This is a genomic window from Rhodococcus sp. 06-470-2 (assembly GCF_002258235.1).
GTDB lineage: Bacteria > Actinomycetota > Actinomycetes > Mycobacteriales > Mycobacteriaceae > Rhodococcoides.
In genome coordinates this window covers 26,785-46,638 of the sequence record NZ_NOYB01000018.1, presented here as the reverse complement: position 1 = coordinate 46,638, position 19,854 = coordinate 26,785, and the positions used below count along the sequence as shown (strand labels likewise).

Genomic DNA, 19,854 nt, shown 5'->3' with positions numbered 1-19,854 from the left:
GGGCGAAACACGAGCTTGACGGGCGGGCAACACCAAGTCCATACCGTCAGGTTGACGGACTCAACAAAGGAGCAAAAGCGTGGCGTTTTCCACGGCCCAAGAGGTCATCAAGTTCATCGCAGATGAAGGAATCGAATACGTCGACATCCGGTTCACGGATTTGCCGGGTGCACAGCAGCACTTCTCGATCGCCGCCAAGGCGTTCACGGCAGACACGCTCGAGGACGGCCTCGCGTTCGACGGTTCGTCGGTCCGCGGCTTCCAGTCGATCCACGAGTCCGACATGATTCTGCTTCCGGACTACGCCACCGCTCAGGTCGATCCCTTCCGCAATGCCAAGACGCTGAACATCGACTTCTTCGTTCACGATCCGTTCACGCGTGAGGCCTACAGCCGCGACCCGCGCAACGTTGCCCGTAAGGCCGAGGAGTACCTGGCCAGCACCGGCATCGCAGACACCGCGTACTTCGGTGCCGAGGCAGAGTTCTACATCTTCGATTCCGTGCGCTTCGATTCGCAGGCGAACGGTGCGTTCTACGAGGTCGATTCGTCCTCGGGTTGGTGGAACACCGGAGCCGAGACCGAGGCCGACGGCAGCCCGAACCTCGGGTACAAGGTGCGTTTCAAGGGTGGCTACTTCCCCGTCGCTCCGTACGACCACTACGTCGACCTGCGCGACCAGATCTCCACCAACCTGCAGAACGCCGGCTTCGAGCTCGAGCGTGCGCACCACGAGGTGGGCACCGGCGGCCAGCAGGAGATCAACTACAAGTTCAACACGCTGCTTCGTGCGGCAGACGACCTGCAGCTGTTCAAGTACATCGTCAAGAACACCGCATGGCAGAACGGCAAGTCGGCTACGTTCATGCCGAAGCCGCTCTTCGGCGACAACGGCTCGGGTATGCACGTGCACCAGTCGCTGTGGAAGGACGGCAAGCCTCTCTTCCACGACGAGGCCGGATACGCCGGACTGTCGGATCTCGCGCGCCACTACATCGGCGGCATCCTGCATCACGCACCGTCGCTGTTGGCGTTCACCAACCCGACGATCAACTCGTACCACCGTCTGGTGCCGGGCTACGAAGCCCCCATCAACTTGGTCTACAGCCAGCGCAACCGCTCCGCCGCGGTTCGTATCCCGATCACCGGCAACAACCCGAAGGCCAAGCGCCTCGAGTTCCGTGCGCCGGACTCCTCGGGTAACCCGTACCTGAACTTCGCCGCTCAGATGATGGCCGGTCTGGACGGAATCAAGAACAAGATCGAGCCGATGGCACCGGTCGACAAGGACCTCTACGAGTTGCCGCCCGAGGAAGCCAAGAACATTCCTCAGGCACCTACCTCGCTGAACGCGGTCATCGACCGTCTCGAGGCCGATCACGACTACCTCACCGAGGGTGGCGTGTTCACGACCGACCTGATCGAGACCTGGATCTCGCTCAAGCGTGAGCAGGAAATCGCTCCGGTGAACCTGCGTCCGCACCCGTACGAGTTCTCGCTGTACTACGACGTGTGATCGTCTGATTTCTCATCGACAACGCCCGGCCGAATCTTTTCGGCCGGGCGTTTCGCGTTCTTCGCCGCCGAATTCTGGTGCAGATCGGCAAAAAATCCGGACCGGTCGGCGTTTGATAGTTGGCACGGAGGGTAAAGGTATTTATCCGCTCACGGCGAACAGAGGACGACAACTGCATGGATGCACTGTGGGAATTCATCGTCGGACGGCGAAGACAGTTGGCGATCGACTCCTATCTGCACGTCTCGGCCGTCGTGCAGTGCGTCGTGCTAGCGACGGTCATCGGCGTCGCGATAGGAGTTCTCGTCTACCGCAGCCCCGCTGGATCGGCGATCGCGACGGCTCTCGCGAGCACGATCCTGACCATCCCCTCGTTCGCGCTGCTGGGTGTCCTCATCCCCATCATGGGATTGGGCGTTCGACCCACGGTGACCGCGTTGGTCCTCTATTCCCTGCTGCCGATCATCCGCAACACCGTGGTGGGCCTGGCGGCCGTCGATCCCGCCGTCTCCGACGCCGCCCGCGGAATCGGCATGAGCCGCACCCTGGTGCTTCGGCGCATCGAGATCCCACTCGCCTGGCCGTCCATTCTCACCGGAATGCGCATCAGCACTCAGATGGCCATGGGCATTCTCGCCATCGCCGCATACGCCAAAGGACCGGGCCTGGGCAATCTGCTCTTCTCCGGTCTCGCCCGAGTCGGTAGCCCCACTGCGCTACCGCAGGCCCTCACCGGCACTGTCCTGATCGTCCTGCTGGCGTTGATCCTGGACGGGATCTACGTGTTGATCGGCAAACTGACCACCTCGAGGGGTATTCGTGAGTGACTCGACCCGTACATCGAACGTCTCCGGCGCGGAAATCGTGCTCGAGAACGTCACCAAGAGCTACCCGGGGCAGAAGCTCGCGGCCGTGGACAACGTGTCCATGACGATTCCGGCCGGCGAGGTCGTCGTATTGGTCGGGCCCTCGGGTTGCGGCAAGACGACGACGATGCGCATGATCAACCGGCTCATCGAGCCGACATCGGGCCGCATCACCATCGGCGGCAAGGACGCGCTCTCGATCGACCCCAACGAGCTGCGCCGTACCATCGGCTACTCCATCCAGCAGGCGGGCCTGTTTCCCCACATGACGATCGCGCAGAACGTCGGAATGGTGCCCGGGCTGATCGGGTGGGACAAGAAACGCATCAACGATCGCACCGACGAGATGCTCGATCTCGTCGGGCTCGATCCGGCGGTCTACCGCGAGCGCTATCCGCGTCAGCTCTCGGGTGGCCAGCAGCAGCGTGTCGGCGTCGCCCGCGCACTTGCCGCCGATCCCCCGGTGCTGTTGATGGACGAGCCCTTCGGCGCGGTCGATCCGATCACCCGAGGACTGCTGCAGGACGAATTGATGCGCCTGCAAGCCGAGCTGGGTAAGACCATCGTCTTCGTGACCCATGACTTCGACGAGGCCGTCAAGCTCGGTGACCGAATCGCGGTACTCGGGAACCAGTCCACGATCCTCCAGTACGACACTCCCGAGGCCGTCCTCGCCAACCCCGCGGACGACACCGTCGCGGGATTCGTCGGGGCCGGAGCCGCGTTGAAGCAGCTGACGCTGATGCGAGTTCGCGACATCGAGTTGTCCGATGTGCCGGTGTTCGGCGAGGACGACTCGGTGGAGTCGATGAACTCGGCACTCGGCTCCGATCCCGAGGCGTGGGGAATCATCCTCGACTCGCGCAAGCGCCCGCTTCGGTGGACCGATCGACGCCACCTCGTCGGAGTCGGGAGCCTGCGCGACGTCGGTGTGCCGATGGGCGAGATGGTCTCGACGCAATCGACCCTCCAGGACGCACTCGAAGCTCTGCTCTCCGAGGGCAACGCGACGGCCACCGTCACCGGTAATCGCGGCGAATACGTCGGCACCGTGACGATCGACGTACTGATCGACACCATCAAATCTCTGCGATCGCAGCACGCCAACGATCACGACGAGGCGCGCACAGACGTCGGGACACCGTCGTGACGACCCTCGCCGATACCGGCGACGAGACCAAGGACGTTGCGCGCGCAGCCAAACGCGCAGAGCGAATTCGTCTGCTCATCCAACCGGCCGTCGTGCTGCTCATCGTGGCAATTCTGTTGGTCTATGCGTTGACCCGAGATCTCACCGCGACACAGGCCGAGACGATCAACATCAACACGATCTCCACCCGGGTTCTCGAGCACGTACTGATCACCTTCGTGGTTACGACGCTGGTACTCGTCATCGCCGTACCGCTGGGAATTCTGTTGACTCGCAACGGGTATCGCAAGGCCGCGCCGCTGTTCATCGGTATCGCGAACATCGGGCAGGCCGCGCCCGCCGTCGGACTTCTGGTGTTGTTGTTCCTCTGGACGGGCGCAACGGGCTTCTGGACCGGCGTGCTCCCTATCGCGTTCTATTCGCTGCTCCCGGTTCTGCGCAATACGATGTTGGGCTTCCAGACCGTCGAACCGACGTACATCGATGCAGCTCGTGGTCAGGGCATGTCGAACATGGGCATTCTGCGCCGCATCGAGTTTCCGCTTGCGGTGCCGTTCATACTGGCAGGCCTGCGTACCTCTCTGGTTCTCGCCGTCGGCACGGCGACGCTGAGCTTCCTTGTCGGTGCGGGTGGCCTCGGCGTCCTGATCGACACCGGCTACAAGCTCAACCAGCCACTCATTCTCGTGGTGGGTGCCGTTCTCGCGGTCGCACTCGCGCTGCTGGTGGATTGGCTGGGCGCACTCGCCGAGGCTTACCTCGGACCGAAAGGACTCCGCTGATGCGACGCACCACTCGACGACTCGCTGCGCTGTGCGCCACCACTGCTCTCGCGCTGACGGGGTGCGGGTTGCAGTCCGGCGGCGCTATGCCGTTGTCGGTCGAGGCCGGCAGCATCACTCCGCTCCCCGGGCTGGAGGGTGCCGAGTTCACCGTCGGATCGAAGGACTTCACCGAGCAGATCATCCTCGGCTACATCCTCGAATTCGCTCTCAGTGCAGCCGGTGCCGACGTCCGGGACCTCACCAATATCGTCGGCTCGCAGAGCGTCCGGCTGGCCATGCAGAGCGGCCAGGTCGACCTTGCCTACGAGTACACCGGAACCGGGTGGATCAACTACTTGGGCAACGAGACACCCATTCCCGATGCGACCGAACAGTTCGAAGCAGTGCGTGACGCCGACAAGGCCAACGGTATCGACTGGGTCAATCCTGCGCCGATGGACAACACGTACGCCCTGGCCATGAATCAGCAGGTAGCACAGGAGACCGGCGTACGCACGCTCTCGGATTACGCCGCTCTGGTGAACCGCGATCCAGCCGCTGCCGCTCTGTGCGTCGAAACCGAGTTCAACAGTCGCCAGGACGGGCTCCCCGGCCTCGCCGCCACCTACGGTTTCGACGCCAACGCCATCCCGGTGCAGATCCTGCAGACCGGCGTCATCTATCAGGCGACCGCGGACGGTTCGCAGTGCCGATTCGGCGAGGTGTTCACCACCGACGGCCGAATCAAGGGGCTGAATCTGACCGTGCTCGAAGACGACAAGTCATTCTTCCCGCGCTACAACGCGACGGTCATCATCCGTCAGGAGGTCGCCGATCAGTACCCCGAGATCGCCGAGGTGACCGCACCGATCTCGGCGGCGCTGACCAACGAGGCCATTTCCGAGTTGAACAAGCAGGTCGACATCGACGGCCGCGAGCCCGCGGACGTCGCACGGGACTGGATGGTTCAGCAGGGGTTCGTCACCGTCGGCAGCGACTAGAGACGGGGACTAGCTTCCGCCGAAGGTCCGTTCCACCACTGCCTTCGCTCGACGTGTCACGCGCAGGTAGTTGTCGAGGAATGCTCCGGCGTCGCCGTTCTCCCAGCCCGCCACTTGCGCAACTGCGGAGAGCACAGCTCCCGGTCGCGGCAGCTGATCGGTGGGCTTGCCGCGGACCAGCACCAGCGCGTTGCGTGCCTTCGTCGCCAGGATCCAGGCTTCCCTGAGCAGTTCGACGTCGGTTTCGCTCATGAGCTCGGCCGCACCGATGGCGTCGAGTGACTGCAGGGTCGAGGTGTTGTGCAGCGCGAGGACCTTGTGCGCGTACCTGAGCTGGATCAGCTGAACGGTCCACTCGATGTCTGCCAGTCCCCCACGTCCGAGCTTGGTGTGGGTGGATGGGTCGGCTCCCTTGGGCAGACGCTCGGAATCGATGCGCGCCTTGATGCGTCGAATCTCGCGGACCGCATCGGCGGACACACCGCCCTCGGGGTAGCGCACCTTGTCGGCCATCAGCAGGAATCGGATGCCGAGATCCTGGTCGCCGGCCACTTGGTGTGCGCGCAGGAGAGCCTGCACTTCCCAGGCCTGAGCCCACTGCGAGTAGTACGCGGCGTAGGACGCCAGGGTGCGCACCACCGGGCCGTTGCGGCCTTCCGGCCGCAGACCGGTGTCGACCTCGAGCGGCGGATCGGTGCTGGGCGCGCCGAGCAGTTTGCGGATGCGGTCGGCAATGGTGTTGGCCCACTTGACCGCAACGGTCTCGTCGACGCCGTCCACCGGTTCGCAGACGAACAGCACGTCTGCGTCGCTGCCGTAGCCGAGCTCACCGCCGCCCAGGCGTCCCATACCGATGACGGCGAGAGTTGCCGGTGCAGGTTCTCCGCGTTCCTTCTCGCTGGCTCGCACTGCAGCGGCGAGCGCTGCGTTGATCACCGCGGCCCAGACCGAGGACAGCGCGCGGCACACCTGAGGGACGTCGAGCATGCCGAGAATGTCTGCCGAGGCCACCCGGGCCAGTTCGTGGCGTCGTAAAGCCCTGGCGGCGTTGATCGCTCGTACCGGGTCCTCGTACCTGGCCGAGGACGACAGGATCGCGCGGTACGTCTCCTCCGGCTCGACGTCGAGCAGCCGAGGGCCGGTGGGTCCGTCGGCGAACAACCGAATGACCTCGGGGGCCTTGATCAGCAGGTCCGGCACGTACGCCGAGGAGCCGAGCACGATCATGAGCCGCTGAGCCACTGCGCCTTCGTCGCGCAGCACCCGCAGGAACCACGTCTGCTCCCCCGCCGATTCCGACAGCCTGCGGTAGTTGAGCAGTCCGGCGTCGGGATCGGGTGTGTCGGCAAGCCACTCCAGCAGCGTCGGCAGCAACACGGCCTGGATCTGACCACGACGGGTACCCGAGCCGACGAGCGCACGAAGGTGGCCCAATGCGTTCTGGGGAGTCGCGTAGCCGAGCGCTGCGAGCTGACGCGTCGCGGCGTCCGGCGTCAACCGCACTGTCTCCGAGTCGAACTTGACCACCGAGTCCAACAGCGGCCGGTAGAAGAGCTTGGCGTGCAACCGTCTGATGCGTTGTGCGTTGCGCTTGATCTCGGCGTTCAGCACCCCGAGGGAGTCGCGGTTGCCGTCCGGTCGCATGTGCGCCGACCGGGCCAGCCACCGCAGAGCTTCCTCGTCGTCCTGCGGAGGCAGGGTGTGCGTGCGCCGCATTCGCTGCAGCTGCAGGCGGTGCTCGATCAGCCGAAGAAACTCGTAGGAGGCCGTCAGATTCGCGGCGTCGTCGCGGCCGACGTAGCCGCCCTCGGTGAGTGCGGTCAGTGCGTCGGTCGTGCCGAGTACGCGCAGCGATTCGTCGGTTCGACCGTGCACCAATTGCAGGAGCTGGACCGCGAATTCGACATCCCGCAGGCTTCCGCGGCCGAGTTTGATCTCGCGCTCGCGGAGCTCCGGCGGCACCATCTCCTCGACTCGACGCCGCATCGCGCGCACCTCGGGCACGAAGTCCTCGCGCTGGCTGGCCAACCACACCATCGGGTTGACCGCGTCGACGTAATCGTTGCCGAGCGCGATGTCGCCGGTCATCGGGCGTGCTTTGAGCAACGCCTGGAACTCCCAGGTCTTGGCCCAGCGCTTGTAGTAGGCCACGTGCGAGTCGAGGGTCCTTACCAACTCGCCGCGCTTGCCCTCGGGACGCAGCGCCGCGTCGACCTCGAAGAAGGCCGAGGATCCGATGCGCATCATCTCGCCGGCGATGCGACTCGCCTGCGAGTCGGCAGGCTCGGCGACGAACACGACATCGACGTCGGAGACGTAATTGAGTTCGCGCGCACCGCATTTGCCCATCGCGACAACGGCCAAGCGCGTCGGGCACGGGGCGTCGGGGCACACGGTGGCGACGGCGACGGCGAGTGCCGCAGTGAGCGCGGCATCGGCCATGTCGGACAGTTGCGATCCGACCACCGTGTACGGCAGGACGGGTTCGTTCTCGACGGTTGCGGCGAGGTCGTACGCCGCCAGGACCATGATCTGGTCGCGGTACTTCTTGCGCAGGGCGATCACGGCTGGCGGTCCGGTGATCGACGCCCGGTACAGGTCGGGCGCGGCATTGGGTCCGGTCTCGGGCTCTGCCCCGACCACCTCGAGGAGTTCCGCGACCAATGTCGCCTTGCTGGGGAGTTCGATCTTCGCCGAGACCCCGGTGCCCTGACCTTCCTTGGTCAGCAGTAGACGCCACGTGCTGTCGTCGGCCACGAGGTGATCGGCGAGCGCACTCGAGGCACCGACGAGTCCGAGGATGCGCCCGCGGAATCCCTTGTCCGTGCGCAGCGCCGTGTCGAACTCCGACCAACCGGAACCGAGCAACTCGTACAACCGCACGAGGGTGCGGAGCGCGAGATCGGCATTGGGCGCACGCGAGAGCGACCAGAGCAGCTCGAGGCTGTCCTCGTCCGTCCAACCGAGAGTGCGCAGATCGGACGGCGCAGTCTCTTCGACCAGGCCGAGTCGGCCCGGTCCGGGAACGACGGATCTGGAAGTAGGAGGACGCACCATCTAGAATCCACCTCGGCGTGCCACAGTTTTACCCCGTCGTCTGTAATGCGACGCGAGGGTGCCCGCGCCGGCATCGGAACTACCATTCACGATCGACTAGAACGTAGCCCATGACGACGCCGTGCTGTTAAAGACCCAGGTAGGCCTTCAACTCGTACGGCGTGACGTGGCTGCGGTATTCCTCCCACTCGCGACGCTTGTTGCGGAGGAAGAAGTCGAAGACGTGCTCGCCCAGTGCCTCGGCGACCAGTTCGGAGCCTTCCATCGCGTTCAGTGCCTGATCGAGATTGCCCGGCAGTTCCTTGTATCCCATGGCGCGACGTTCCGCGGAGGTCAGTGCCCACACGTCTTCCTCGGCCTCGGGCGGCAGGGTGTAGCCCTTCTCGATACCGCGCAGACCGGCGGCCAGCAGAACCGCGAAGGCGAGGTACGGGTTGCAGGCCGAATCAGGGCTGCGGATCTCGACTCGGCGTGAGGATGCCTTGTTCGGGGTGTACATCGGCACGCGGATCAGTGCCGAGCGGTTCGCCGGTCCCCACGACGCCGCCGTCGGTGCCTCGCCGCCGCGCACGAGCCGCTTGTAGGAGTTGACCCACTGGTTGGTCACGGCGCTGATCTCGTTGGCGTGTTCGAGGATGCCTGCGATGAAGGACTTGCCGGTCTCCGAGAGCTGCATCGGGTCGTCCGGGTTGTGGAAGGCGTTGGCGTCGCCCTCGAACAGGCTCATGTGCGTGTGCATCGCCGAGCCGGCCTGATCGCTGAAGGGCTTGGGCATGAACGTCGCGCGCACGCCTTCTTCGATGGCGACTTCCTTGACCACGTAGCGGAAGGTCATGATGTTGTCGGCCATCGACAGTGCGTCGGCGTAGCGGAGGTCGATCTCCTGCTGGCCCGGTGCGGCCTCGTGGTGGCTGAACTCGACCGAGATTCCCATCGACTCGAGCGCGTCGATGGCGTGCCTGCGGAAGTTCGGGGCCGAGTCGTGTACGGCCTGATCGAAGTAGCCGCCGTTGTCGGCCGGGGTCGGCGGTGAGCCGTCCTGCGGAGCGTCCTTGAGCAGGAAGAATTCGATCTCGGGGTGCACATAGCAGCTGAATCCCAGGTCCGCGGCCTTGCTGAGCTGGCGACGCAGCACGTGGCGTGAGTCGGCCCAGGACGGCGAGCCGTCGGGCATGGCGATGTCGCAGAACATCCGCGCCGAGTGCTGGTGCCCCTTGCTGGTGGACCACGGCAGAATCTGGAACGTCGACGGATCGGGCTTGGCCACGGTGTCGGCCTCGGACACGCGGGCGAATCCTTCGATGGCGCTACCGTCGAAACCGATCCCCTCGTCGAAAGCCCCTTCGAGCTCGGCGGGGGCGATGGCCACCGACTTGAGGTACCCGAGAACGTCGGTGAACCAGAGGCGGACGAAACGAATGTCGCGCTCTTCGAGGGTCCGGAGCACGAATTCCTTTTGACGATCCATGAACGCGAGAGTAAGCAAACGGAGTTAAATCTGTGTTACATCGTGAATTCGGTCTCACTTCGTGAAACTCTCTGCGCACTTCGCTGGACGTGAGCCAGCACGTCAACACCGCAATCCGTCCTCCGGCGGCACCAGCTCGACGAGGTAGTTCACCAAAGGCTCGTCGATGCAGTCGACGCCGGAGAAGGCGACCGTGTGCTGCGTTCCGTCGTACGTCACCAGATCCGCGCGCAGCTGCGCCGCCAGCTCGACACCTGCCTGGTAGGGCGTGGCCGGGTCGTTGGTCGTCGAGACGACCACCAGCGTCGGCAGTCCCTCGACGTCGACGATGTGCGGATCACTCGTGTTCGGCACCGGCCAGAAGGCGCACAGGTCCAGTGGCGCGCTGCCCGTCGCCCGACCGTCGTCCAGGTACGGCGCGGCGGCACGGAACCGGGCGTCCGCCTCGTCGGCCGCTGCGCGATCGGTGGTCGGTGGGCCGTCGACGCAACGAACCGCATTGAATGCGTCGTCGATGTTGGTGTAGCTACCGTCCTCGAGCCGGCCGGAGTAGGTGTCGGCGAGCCGGAGCAGCGTGTCGCCCCGACCGTCGCGCAATTCGTTCAACCCGGCCCGGAGCAGACGCCACAGTTGCTGTGAGTACAGCGCTTGCTGGGCTCCGGTGATCGCGTCGTCGTAGCTGAGGCCACGGGGATCGGTCGTGTCGGCGGGTCGGTCGATCAGTGGGTCCACCAGGGACCGGAACTGCGCGACGGCCTGCGTCGGGTCGGTTCCGAGCGGGCAGGTCTCGGTCTGTGCGCAGTCCGCGGCGAAAGCGTCGAACGCGGTCTGGAATGCCGCCCCCTGGGCAACGGCCTCGTCGACGGGTGACTGGTCGGGATCGAGCGCACCGTCGAGCACCATCGCGCGCACGTTCGACGGGAACTCCTCGGCGTACGCGGTCCCGATTCGCGTGCCGTAGGAGTACCCGATGTAGGTCAGCTTCTCGTCGCCCAGAACTGCGCGGATGACGTCCATGTCCCGCACCACCTCGCGGGTGCCGACGTGCTCGAGCACGTCCGCCCCGGTCCGCTCCACACACTGCGCGGCGTAGTCCCGATGTTCGGCCTCGGTCGCCGCGATGCCTTCGGGGCTGACGTCCACATCGGGTTCGCGACGCTCCTGGTCGACCTCCTCGGACGTCAGACAACGGACCTCCGGCTCGGATGCTCCGATCCCGCGTGGGTCGAAGCCGATGCGGTCGAAGCGATCGGCGACGGCGGTGCCTTCGGCCTGCCCGGCGAGGTAGAGGCCCGACGATCCGGGCCCGCCCGGGTTCATCAGTACCGATCCGATCTTCTCGCCCGTCGCCTTCGTCCGTGAGATGGCGACCTCGATCGTCCTGCCCTCGGGGTCGGCGTAGTCCAACGGCACGGTCACCATCGCGCATTCGACGGCACTTCCCAGTTCGCTGCCGTCGGTGTTGTACCGGTCGCAGCTTTCCCACTCCAGCGTCTGGGTGTAGAACGTTTCGAGCCCCGAGGGGATCGGGCCGACGGCGGATGCCGATGAGGAGCTGTCCGACGCACCGGAGTTCTCGGGAGTGGCTGTCGGCTCGGACGTGGAGCAGCCGACGGCCAACACGGCGACCGTGGACAGTGCCACGGCCGTGCTCCTGGTGCGCGTTCTCATGGCACGATCGTGCCAGGTCTTTCGGACCCTCCGCTCCCGCTGCCCGGCGGGGACGTCGTGCGAGCACTAGCGTGGATGCCGTGCAGGCACTTCGACTCGCCCTCGCCCAGATCAACTCCGTGGTCGGCGATCTTGCAGCGAATTCCGCAGCGATCGTCGAGTGGACGGTCCGCGCAGCTCACGACGGTGCCAACGTGGTGGTGTTTCCCGAGATGGCGCTGACGGGATACCCCGTCGAGGATCTGGCTCTGCGACCGTCGTTCGCCGCCGCGTCGGCGCACTGCCTCACCGAGTTGGCGACAGCCCTCGACGCTGCCGGGTGTGGCGATCGCATCGTCGTGGTCGGCTACCTCGATCGCGACGCCGAGGGCTCGCGGAACAGCGCGGCAGTGATCACCGACGGACGGGTGACGACTCGGTACGACAAGCACTCGCTCCCCACCTACCGAGTGTTCGACGAGGCACGCTACTTCGCTCCGGGATCCGGCCTGAGCATCACGACGGTGAACGGCCTGCGGCTCGGCGTCGTTGTCTGCGAGGACATCTGGCAACCGGGCGGGTCCGTGCCCGCCTATGCCGCGGCCGGGGTGGACATGCTGCTCTGCCTCAACGCCAGCCCCTTCGAGCAGGGGAAGGACGAGGTGCGTCGCTCCATCGCCCTGCGACGGGCCACCGAGATCGGCGCTCCGATCGCCTATGTGAACGTCGTCGGCGGCCAGGACGAGTTGGTGTTCGACGGGGCGAGTTTCGTCGTCGGTCCGGACGGCTCCACCTGGGGTCGCTCCCCGCAATTCGTCGAGCATCTGCTGATCGTCGACGTCGATGCTCCGACGGCACCACATCCGGATGCCGCCGAGGTACCCGGCTGGACCATCGATCGGGTCACGCTCCCCGACGTGGCGGTCACCGGCTGGCAGCGAGCCGAGCCGTTCCTCGCAGAGATCGTGAGCACCGAGGAACAGGTGTGGGGCGCACTGGTGACGGGTCTACGAGACTACGTGCACAAGAACGGTTTTCGTTCGGTGGCTCTCGGATTGTCCGGCGGAATCGATTCGGCGGTGGTCGCCGCGATCGCCGTCGACGCCCTGGGCCACGATGCGGTACACGCAGTGTCGATGCCCTCGACGTACTCGTCGACTCACTCTCGCACCGACGCAGAGGATTTCGCGTCGCGCACGGGTGTTCATTTCCGCGTCGAGCCGATTGCCGACATGGTCGCCCGCTACGTCGACCAGCTGCATCTGACCGGGCTCGCCGAGGAGAACATCCAGGCGCGGTGCCGGGGCATGGTGCTGATGGCACTGTCGAACAGCTTCGGCCATCTGGTGTTGGCCACCGGCAACAAATCCGAACTGGCCGTTGGCTATTCGACGATCTACGGGGATGCCGTCGGCGGCTTCGCGCCGATCAAGGACGTGCCGAAGTCGCTCGTGTGGGATCTGGCGCGGTGGCGAAACAAGTCCGCGGCCGACCGTGGGGACATTCCTCCAATCCCCGAGTCGAGCATCGACAAGCCGCCGTCCGCAGAGCTCAGGCCGGGGCAACTCGACACCGACTCGTTGCCCGATTACGACGAGCTCGACGCCATCCTGTTCAGGTACGTCGACCACGACCAGGGCTTCGAGGACATCGTGGCGGCCGGATTCGAGGCCGCGGTGGTCGCGGACATCCTGCGCAAGGTCGACGCGTCGGAGTACAAGCGGCGTCAGTATCCGATCGGCACCAAGGTCACCTCTCGTGCGTTCGGACGTGACCGCCGCATGCCGATCACCAACGGCTGGCGGAACTACGCGGCGCGCGGCGGGGTGTGACGAATTGCACTGCCGGTAGCGGTCCGGCAGGTCGTGAGCAGTGGCAGACTTGCCCACGTCATCACACCCCATCCCGGGGACCCGCCGAGCGGGCCTCGAGGACCAGAAAGGGACAAAGATGTCCGAAACTGCTGTGTACGGCGGATCCGCTCAGGAAGCACCCTCCACCGCGCTGACCCGCAAGACCCGCACCCACCACCTTCTGCAGATGAAGGCCGACGGTGAGCGCTGGGGAATGCTCACCGCCTACGACTACTCCAGCGCCCGCATCTTCGAGGAAGCCGGAGTTCCGGTTCTCCTCGTCGGCGACTCGGCGGCAAACGTCGTCTACGGCTACGACACCACCGTGCCGATCACCGTCGACGAGCTCCTTCCGCTGGTCCGCGGAGTGGTCCGGGGCGCACCGCACGCCCTCGTCGTCGCAGATCTGCCCTTCGGCACCTACGAGGCCTCGCCGCAGCAGGCACTGGAAACCGCTGTCCGGTTCATGAAGGAGGGTCTCGCGGGCGCAGTCAAGCTCGAAGGCGGCGAGCGCGTGGCCGCTCAGATCGCCGCGATCACTGCCGCGGGCATCCCGGTGATGGCCCACGTCGGCTTCACCCCGCAGAGTGTCAACACCCTCGGTGGCTTCCGCGTTCAGGGTCGCGGAGACGCGTCCGAGCAGCTGGTGGCCGACGCCATCGCAGTCCAGGAAGCGGGAGCATTCGCCGTCGTCATGGAGATGGTTCCCGCCGACATTGCCGGCCAGGTCACCCGCAAGCTGACCATTCCCACGGTCGGCATCGGTGCGGGCAACGAATGCGACGCGCAGGTTCTGGTGTGGCAGGACATGGCCGGATACACCAACGGTAAGACCGCGAAGTTCGTGAAGAAGTTCGCCGACGTCGGCGACTCCTTGCGGACCGCGGCAACGACGTACCTGTCCGAGGTGCGGTCGGGTGTCTTCCCCGGGCCCGAACACAGCTACTGATCGTTACCGTCTCCGTCGGGTGCGGATGGCACACTCGGACCATGAAACTCAGACGAGGTTCGACCTTCGAGGCACGGAGAAGCGCAGTCGCAGTAGTCGGCGCGGCTGCGCTCCTCACGCTGATCGGTGCGTGCAGCACGGATACGACCAACACCGGTTCGTCGTCGACGACGACGACTGTCGTGCCGACCACCACGGTCACCGCACCGCCGGCGGAAGCAGTGATCACCGATGCCCAGAAGCAACAGCTGTGCACCGATCTCGAGGCGCAGCTGTCCAATTGGCGCGTCCAGGGGCCGACGCTCGGCCGGGGCGGGCTCAACATCCTGGTGCAGACCTGGGCGGCGCAGAGCGGCGTCATCAACCTGCAGGTGGTGCAGAACCGAGCGATCGTCGACGACATCACGACGGAGACGTGCTCGGACGTGCGGGACGAGGCCATCCGCTCGCTGGACATTCCGGACCTCGCATCCGGTCTGGTGGGCTTCTAGGATGCGTTCTCTGTACCCCGAGATCGATCCTGTCGACACCGGACACCTCGATGTCGGCGACGGACAACAGATCTACTGGGAAGTCTCCGGTAATCCCGACGGCGCTCCGGTGGTATTCGTACACGGCGGTCCCGGCGGGGCCACCAATCCGTTGCAACGGCGGTATTTCGACCCGCAGGCCTATCGAATCGTGTTGTTCGATCAGCGGGGCTGCGGGCAGTCGACCCCGCACATCGCCGACGGCGCCGATCTGTCGGTCAACAGCACCGACCGGCTGATCTCGGACATGGAGAAGCTGCGGGAACATCTGAGCATCGACACGTGGTTGGTGTTCGGCGGTTCCTGGGGCTCGACGCTGTCGCTGGCGTACGCACAGTCGCACCGGGATCGCGTGCGAGGACTGATTCTGCGGGGGATTTTCCTGGTGCGGCCGTCGGAGATCGACTGGTACTACGGCGGCGGGGCAGGCCACATCTTCCCCGATCTGTGGGAGAAGTTTCTCGAACCTGTTCCGGAGGACGAGCGCGGCGGCAATCTCGTCGAGGCATACCACCGGCAGTTGACGTCCGACGACCGCGAGGCCGCTACGAAAGCCGCGGTGGCGTGGTCCACCTGGGAGGCGGCGACGAGTTACCTGTTGCCCAAATCGGATGCAGTGCAAGACAACTCGGACTCGCGGTTCGCCCTGGCATTTGCCGGTATCGAGAACCACTACTTCCGTAACAACTGCTTTCTCGAAGAGAATCAACTGCTACGTGATGCCCACTTGCTCGACGGCATTCCAGGTGTCATCGTGCAGGGCCGCTACGACGTCGTGTGCCCGGCGACGAGCGCGTGGGCGCTGCACAAGGCCTGGCCCTCGGCAGACCTGGTGATCGTCGACGACGCCGGGCACTCTGCAGCCGAACCCGGCATCGTGCATCACCTCGTCGAGGCGACGGATCGTTTCAGGCAGTGACGGCCGGGTAGTCGAACCGGACTGTGCGCGAGTCGGTGTCGGCCCGGGTCAACCGGACCTTCACCGACTCTCCCGCGGGCGGTTCTCCGTCGCACTTGCCGAGAACGATCGGCTGCGACACCAACACCTCGGCGTCCCGCTTCCCCTCGGCACCGCGCAGCACGACGGCCGAGAAATGCTCGCCCACTCTGTCTTCCAGTACGTGCGCCTCGGTGAGGTCGATGCAGGCCCGGTCCACCTTCGACGCCGCGGAATCCGATCCACGCATGATGGCGGGCAACTCCGGCAGCGCCTGCGCCGCCCAGTCCGGTACCGGCACTCCGGCCACGACGGCCAGGCACACCTCGGTGGCGAAGCGATCGGACAGCCGCCGCAGTGGTGCCGTCACGTGCGCGTACGGCGCGCCGATTCCCGAATGCTCGACCGATGTATCACTGTCCACAGGGTTCGTCGTGCGGTCGAACGCGAGGTAGTCCGCACCGCGCAACAAACCGGTCGCCTGGGTCATCATCGCCAGTGTCGACGGCTCGTCGGTGGGCAGACCCGCCAGCACAGACCCGGCGGATGCGCCTGCGGGCCAGTCGATTCCGAGGGCTGCTGCCGTCTTCTTCAGTGTGTCCACGGATTCGGACGAGGCAGGCGGGAGGGTGCGCACGATACCGATTCCGGCGTCGAGCATGACTCTGGCGGCGCACATTCCCGTCAGCAGCGATATTTCGGCGTTCCACCCGTCCACTGCGGTGCGTGGTTGCAGCACGATGCGCCAGCCTCGCCCGTCCGGCACCACTTCCTGCTCGGGCAGGGTGATGTCGACGGCTCCGCGCCGTCTCGCTGCAGCTGCGCGCTGGGCCCCGAATTCGGCCAACGCTGCGATGGACGGATGCGGTGTCCCCGCGTCCACATCGGCCTGCACTGCGGCGTAATCGAGCCGGGCGGTCGATCGAACGAGCGCGCGGGTGACGGTCCACGCGGCCGCCTCGCCGACGTCGTCGAGTTCGATGGTCCATAGCGCGGCGCAACGCGTCTGGCCCTCGAGCAGGCTGCCCGAGCCCTCCGACAGCTCTCGTGGATGCAACGGTACGGATCCGTCGGGAAGGTAGAACGTCTGACCGCGTCGACGGGTTTCGGTGTCGAGCGCTCCCCCGGGCGTCACCAGTGCGCCCACGTCGGCGATTGCGTAGTGCACCACCAATCCGTTGGACGTCTTCTCGATGTGTACGGCTTGGTCGAGGTCCTTCGAGCCGGGCGGGTCGATGGTGACGAACGGGATGTCGGTGCGGTCGATTCTGCTGTCGGCGTGCAGGTCTCGGGCTTCGACCGACTCGCGCATCACGTCTGCGTCGAACGCTTCGTTCAGTGCGAACTCGGATCTGATGGCCTCGAAGTCGAAGCCCGGGGCCCTCAGCCGGGTGAGCAGCACCGTCAGTTGTTCCAGTCGTCGTCGGAATCGGCGGCCTTGTTGCGCGCCGCGGCGATCTTCAGCGCCTGCTCCGCGGTGGCCTTGTCCGGATACGGGCCCATGCGGTCGAGGGCATTGGTCTGCTTGCCCTGTACGACCTGCTTGGTGCTGATGTCGTAGTACCAGGAGGTGTCGTCGTCGGTCATGACTTCCAGTGTGCCCCATGGAGCGACACCGCAGGAGAACTGCGGAAGAAATAGTGAGTGCGAACGAGTCGGCCTGTAAGCCGGATCCTGTCTGCCGTTCCTGCTTTCGCGGGTTCGACGTCGACGACCATCCATCTGGGCACACCGTTGCCGGGTACCTCGAGCAGTCCACCCGCAGGCTCGGGCGAGCAGCCCTCGAGCACCTGCGCAGCTGCACCACTTTCGGGGTGCAGCCTTCGACCTTGCTCCGGGCGGGGTTTACCTAGCCATCCCAGTCACCTGGGATGCTGGTGCGCTCTTACCGCACCGTTTCACCCTGACCTGCCGTTCGATTCCGAAGAACCGATCCGCAGGCGGTCTGTTTTCTGTGGCACTGTCCCGCGAGTCACCTCGGGTTGCCGTTAACAACCGCCCTGCTCTGTGGAGTCCGGACTTTCCTCGGCTCGAAGCGCGACGACACTCGTTCGCCCGTCCTTCGAGCCGCAGCCGTCCGGCCAACTCGTTCGCGGTTGCGTACTCTACTCGTCTCACGTCGACGGCTCGGCGGCTGCCCGGCCACGAAGGACGGTGGCAGTCGTGACGGCCGCGGCAGCGGTGACGGCTGCGCCGACCCAGGCGGCCGACGTGTACGACCCCTCTGCGGGAGAGGTCGAACCCGAATTCGTTCCGGCGGCAAGTACCAGACCACCGATCGCACTACCGAACGCGAACCCGACACTGCGCACCACCTGGTTGATACTCATGGCACTCGACGTCTCCGCCGGAGGCACGACCGGCAGAACGACAGCCGGGATCGCAGCCGAGAAGCTACCTACGCCGAAGCCCAGAATTGCCGTTGCCGCACCGAGTTCCAGAACGCTGGTGCGGGTCCCGGCGAACAGGGCGAGAGCTCCGAGAACGACGAGCGCGCTGACCGTCAGCGCATGGGCGGGCCCCAGCCGACGTAGTGCGCGGGGCACCAGCTTGCCCGCGAGAAACCCGGACACGGAGAACGGAACGAGGACCAGCCCTGCCGTGAAGACATCGAGCCCGAAGCCGTAGCCGGCAGCGGAAGGTGTCTGCGCGTATCGCGTCACGATGGTGAGCAGGAGATACATGCCTATGCCGCCCAGGAACATCGCCCCGTTCGCTCCGACCACGGCCCTACGGCGGAGCAACCGGAGCTCGACGAGCGGTGCCGAGCTCCTGAGTTCGACGCGGACCCACATTCCCGCGCTGACAACCGCGATTGTGGCCAGTATCCCCACCGCCCATGGGTGGCTCGTCCACAGCGCCGTTTCACTGACGAGAATCAGCACCAGGGACAGAGCGAGCGCGAGCAGCACTGCACCGGGAACGTCGATTCGAGTCGAACACTTCTGCGGCGAGGGTGGAATCACCTTCAGAGCAACAGCCGACGCCATCACTGTCAGAGCGGCACCGAGGCCGTATGCGGCGCGAATCCCACCGTGGTCGGTCAGAAACCCGGACAACGGGTAGCCCACGCCGACGCCCGCCGTCGATGCAACCGACAACAACGCAATGGTCGATCCAGCGCGCCTGTCGGACAGATGATCTCGCGCTACGCCCATCAGCATCGAGGTCAGCGCCAGCCCCACTCCCTGGGCCGCTCGGCCGAGTAGTAGCCACGAAAAGGGCAATGGCAGTGCGGTCAGAAGTCCACCGACCGAGACGACGCCGAGTGTTCCCAGAATTGCCGCTCGTCGATGCGGACCCGATCCGAGACGGCCCAGAATCGGCGTCGCGACAGCGCCGGTCAGGAGTGCCACCGTGAGCGTCCACTGCGCACTCGACAGCGAGACATCGAAAGTGGTTGCAACACTGGTGATCAACGGAGCACCGAGACTGCCGACGGCGGCCACGACCACTCCGACGAACACCAACGCGAGCACGAGCAGTCGCGAGTCGCGGCACTCGGCGTCGGCGGTCATCGGTTCGTATCGCTCGTGATGTGGTCGAACAGTCCGGCCTGGATGCGAGTGCCGACTCCGTTCGCCCACGGTGCGTCGACGTCGTCGATCTGCAGGGCCGCACCACTGTTGAGCAGCATGCCGAACGCGAGAAACGCCTTGACGGTCACGGCATCGAGCCCGGTGATCTCCGCGACGGTGTTCCACATCCGGCCGAAGCCGGACCGCACCGCGTCTCGGACCTCGGGGTCGCCACATGCTGCGATCCCCTGTAGTTGCAGCAACAGTGAGGTTCGATCCTCGAGCATGCTGTAGTAGCGCTCCCCCATCGACGCCAACGCCTGTTGCCCGGTTTCCGTTCCCGCCGCTTCGCGCATTCCGTTCGCCAACCGGTCGAAGGACGCGACGACCAATTCGGAGAACAGCGCCCTCTTGGTTCCGAATATCCGAAAGATGTAGGCCTGTGTGATCCCGGCTGCGCGGGCGATCGCCTCGGTCGAACCGCCGTGGAGTCCGGCCGTAGCGAATTCGTCTGCTGCGATCCGCAGGATCTGCTCGCGACGGTCGGGTCCGGTCATACGTTCTCGCTGCGCCATGACAATTAAGTTACTGGTTA

Annotated in this window: 16 protein-coding genes and 1 other RNA gene; 9 read left to right on the top strand and 8 right to left on the bottom strand. The window is 65.4% G+C overall.

All coding sequences use genetic code 11. The features are described from left to right. The first annotated feature begins 79 nt into the window (after positions 1 to 79). From glnA (CH276_RS11510) to CH276_RS11490, 5 genes are all read left to right on the top strand, one after another. The gene (gene glnA / locus CH276_RS11510) at positions 80 to 1,516 is read left to right on the top strand and encodes a type I glutamate--ammonia ligase (protein WP_032368128.1); all 1,437 of its coding nucleotides are present in this window, start codon (positions 80 to 82) and stop codon (positions 1,514 to 1,516) included. 176 nt (positions 1,517 to 1,692) lie between these two features. Beyond that, positions 1,693 to 2,343, top strand: a complete 651-nt coding sequence (locus tag CH276_RS11505) for an ABC transporter permease (protein WP_094631658.1) — start codon at positions 1,693 to 1,695, stop codon at positions 2,341 to 2,343. Further along, positions 2,336 to 3,532 carry an ABC transporter ATP-binding protein gene (locus CH276_RS11500; protein WP_032394431.1) on the top strand — a complete coding sequence of 399 codons (1,197 nt, stop codon included), beginning with the start codon at positions 2,336 to 2,338 and terminating at the stop codon, positions 3,530 to 3,532. The genes CH276_RS11505 and CH276_RS11500 overlap by 8 nt, the downstream gene beginning before the upstream one ends. Next, complete coding sequence (locus CH276_RS11495) at positions 3,529 to 4,314, top strand: ABC transporter permease (RefSeq protein WP_032394432.1); 786 nt, start codon at positions 3,529 to 3,531, stop codon at positions 4,312 to 4,314. The genes CH276_RS11500 and CH276_RS11495 overlap by 4 nt, the downstream gene beginning before the upstream one ends. Next, positions 4,314 to 5,297, top strand: coding sequence for a glycine betaine ABC transporter substrate-binding protein (locus CH276_RS11490; RefSeq protein ID WP_045194853.1), 984 nt, complete (start codon positions 4,314 to 4,316; stop codon positions 5,295 to 5,297). The genes CH276_RS11495 and CH276_RS11490 overlap by 1 nt, the downstream gene beginning before the upstream one ends. 9 nt (positions 5,298 to 5,306) lie before the next feature. Here CH276_RS11490 and CH276_RS11485 read toward each other — a convergent pair whose 3' ends face one another. The 3 genes from CH276_RS11485 to CH276_RS11475 all read right to left on the bottom strand — a co-directional run bounded on the left by CH276_RS11485 (position 5,307) and on the right by CH276_RS11475 (position 11,493). Continuing rightward, entirely contained in the window at positions 5,307 to 8,354 is a 3,048-nt protein-coding gene (locus CH276_RS11485; protein WP_032394433.1) for a bifunctional [glutamine synthetase] adenylyltransferase/[glutamine synthetase]-adenylyl-L-tyrosine phosphorylase, read from the bottom strand. Positions 8,355 to 8,481: 127 nt separating this feature from the next. After that, entirely contained in the window at positions 8,482 to 9,822 is a 1,341-nt protein-coding gene (gene glnA, locus CH276_RS11480; RefSeq protein ID WP_032379097.1) for a type I glutamate--ammonia ligase, read from the bottom strand. 102 nt (positions 9,823 to 9,924) lie between these two features. Then, on the bottom strand, positions 9,925 to 11,493 hold the full coding sequence (locus tag CH276_RS11475) for an alpha/beta hydrolase (protein ID WP_094631657.1): 1,569 nt from the start codon (positions 11,491 to 11,493) through the stop codon (positions 9,925 to 9,927). An 80-nt stretch (positions 11,494 to 11,573) separates the two neighbouring features. On the opposite strand from CH276_RS11475, the gene CH276_RS11470 reads away from it, so the two are divergent. From CH276_RS11470 to pip, 4 genes are all read left to right on the top strand, one after another. Next, a complete protein-coding gene (locus CH276_RS11470) occupies positions 11,574 to 13,304 on the top strand; it encodes an NAD+ synthase (protein WP_094631713.1) in 1,731 nt (576 codons plus the stop codon). Positions 13,305 to 13,422: 118 nt separating this feature from the next. Continuing rightward, the gene (gene panB / locus CH276_RS11465; protein WP_094631656.1) at positions 13,423 to 14,274 is read left to right on the top strand and encodes a 3-methyl-2-oxobutanoate hydroxymethyltransferase; all 852 of its coding nucleotides are present in this window, start codon (positions 13,423 to 13,425) and stop codon (positions 14,272 to 14,274) included. Between the two features lie 41 nt (positions 14,275 to 14,315). Beyond that, on the top strand, positions 14,316 to 14,765 hold the full coding sequence (locus CH276_RS11460) for a hypothetical protein (RefSeq protein ID WP_045194848.1): 450 nt from the start codon (positions 14,316 to 14,318) through the stop codon (positions 14,763 to 14,765). 1 nt (position 14,766) lies between these two features. Beyond that, positions 14,767 to 15,723, top strand: a complete 957-nt coding sequence (gene pip, locus CH276_RS11455; RefSeq protein WP_094631655.1) for a prolyl aminopeptidase — start codon at positions 14,767 to 14,769, stop codon at positions 15,721 to 15,723. Here the strand turns inward: pip and CH276_RS11450 are convergent. The 5 genes from CH276_RS11450 to CH276_RS11430 all read right to left on the bottom strand — a co-directional run bounded on the left by CH276_RS11450 (position 15,713) and on the right by CH276_RS11430 (position 19,834). After that, positions 15,713 to 17,143 (bottom strand): RNB domain-containing ribonuclease, encoded by a 1,431-nt coding sequence (locus CH276_RS11450; RefSeq protein WP_094631654.1) that lies wholly within the window; start codon positions 17,141 to 17,143, stop codon positions 15,713 to 15,715. The genes pip and CH276_RS11450 overlap by 11 nt on opposite strands. Before the next feature lie 2 nt (positions 17,144 to 17,145). Further along, complete coding sequence (locus tag CH276_RS11445) at positions 17,146 to 17,328, bottom strand: hypothetical protein (RefSeq protein WP_045194843.1); 183 nt, start codon at positions 17,326 to 17,328, stop codon at positions 17,146 to 17,148. Positions 17,329 to 17,388: 60 nt separating this feature from the next. Beyond that, positions 17,389 to 17,830, bottom strand: an RNA gene (gene rnpB, locus CH276_RS11440) — RNase P RNA component class A. Positions 17,831 to 17,855: 25 nt separating this feature from the next. Next, positions 17,856 to 19,259, bottom strand: a complete 1,404-nt coding sequence (locus tag CH276_RS11435) for an MFS transporter (RefSeq protein ID WP_094631653.1) — start codon at positions 19,257 to 19,259, stop codon at positions 17,856 to 17,858. Then, the gene (locus tag CH276_RS11430) at positions 19,256 to 19,834 is read right to left on the bottom strand and encodes a TetR/AcrR family transcriptional regulator (protein WP_254925919.1); all 579 of its coding nucleotides are present in this window, start codon (positions 19,832 to 19,834) and stop codon (positions 19,256 to 19,258) included. The genes CH276_RS11435 and CH276_RS11430 overlap by 4 nt, the downstream gene beginning before the upstream one ends. Positions 19,835 to 19,854 lie beyond the last annotated feature (20 nt).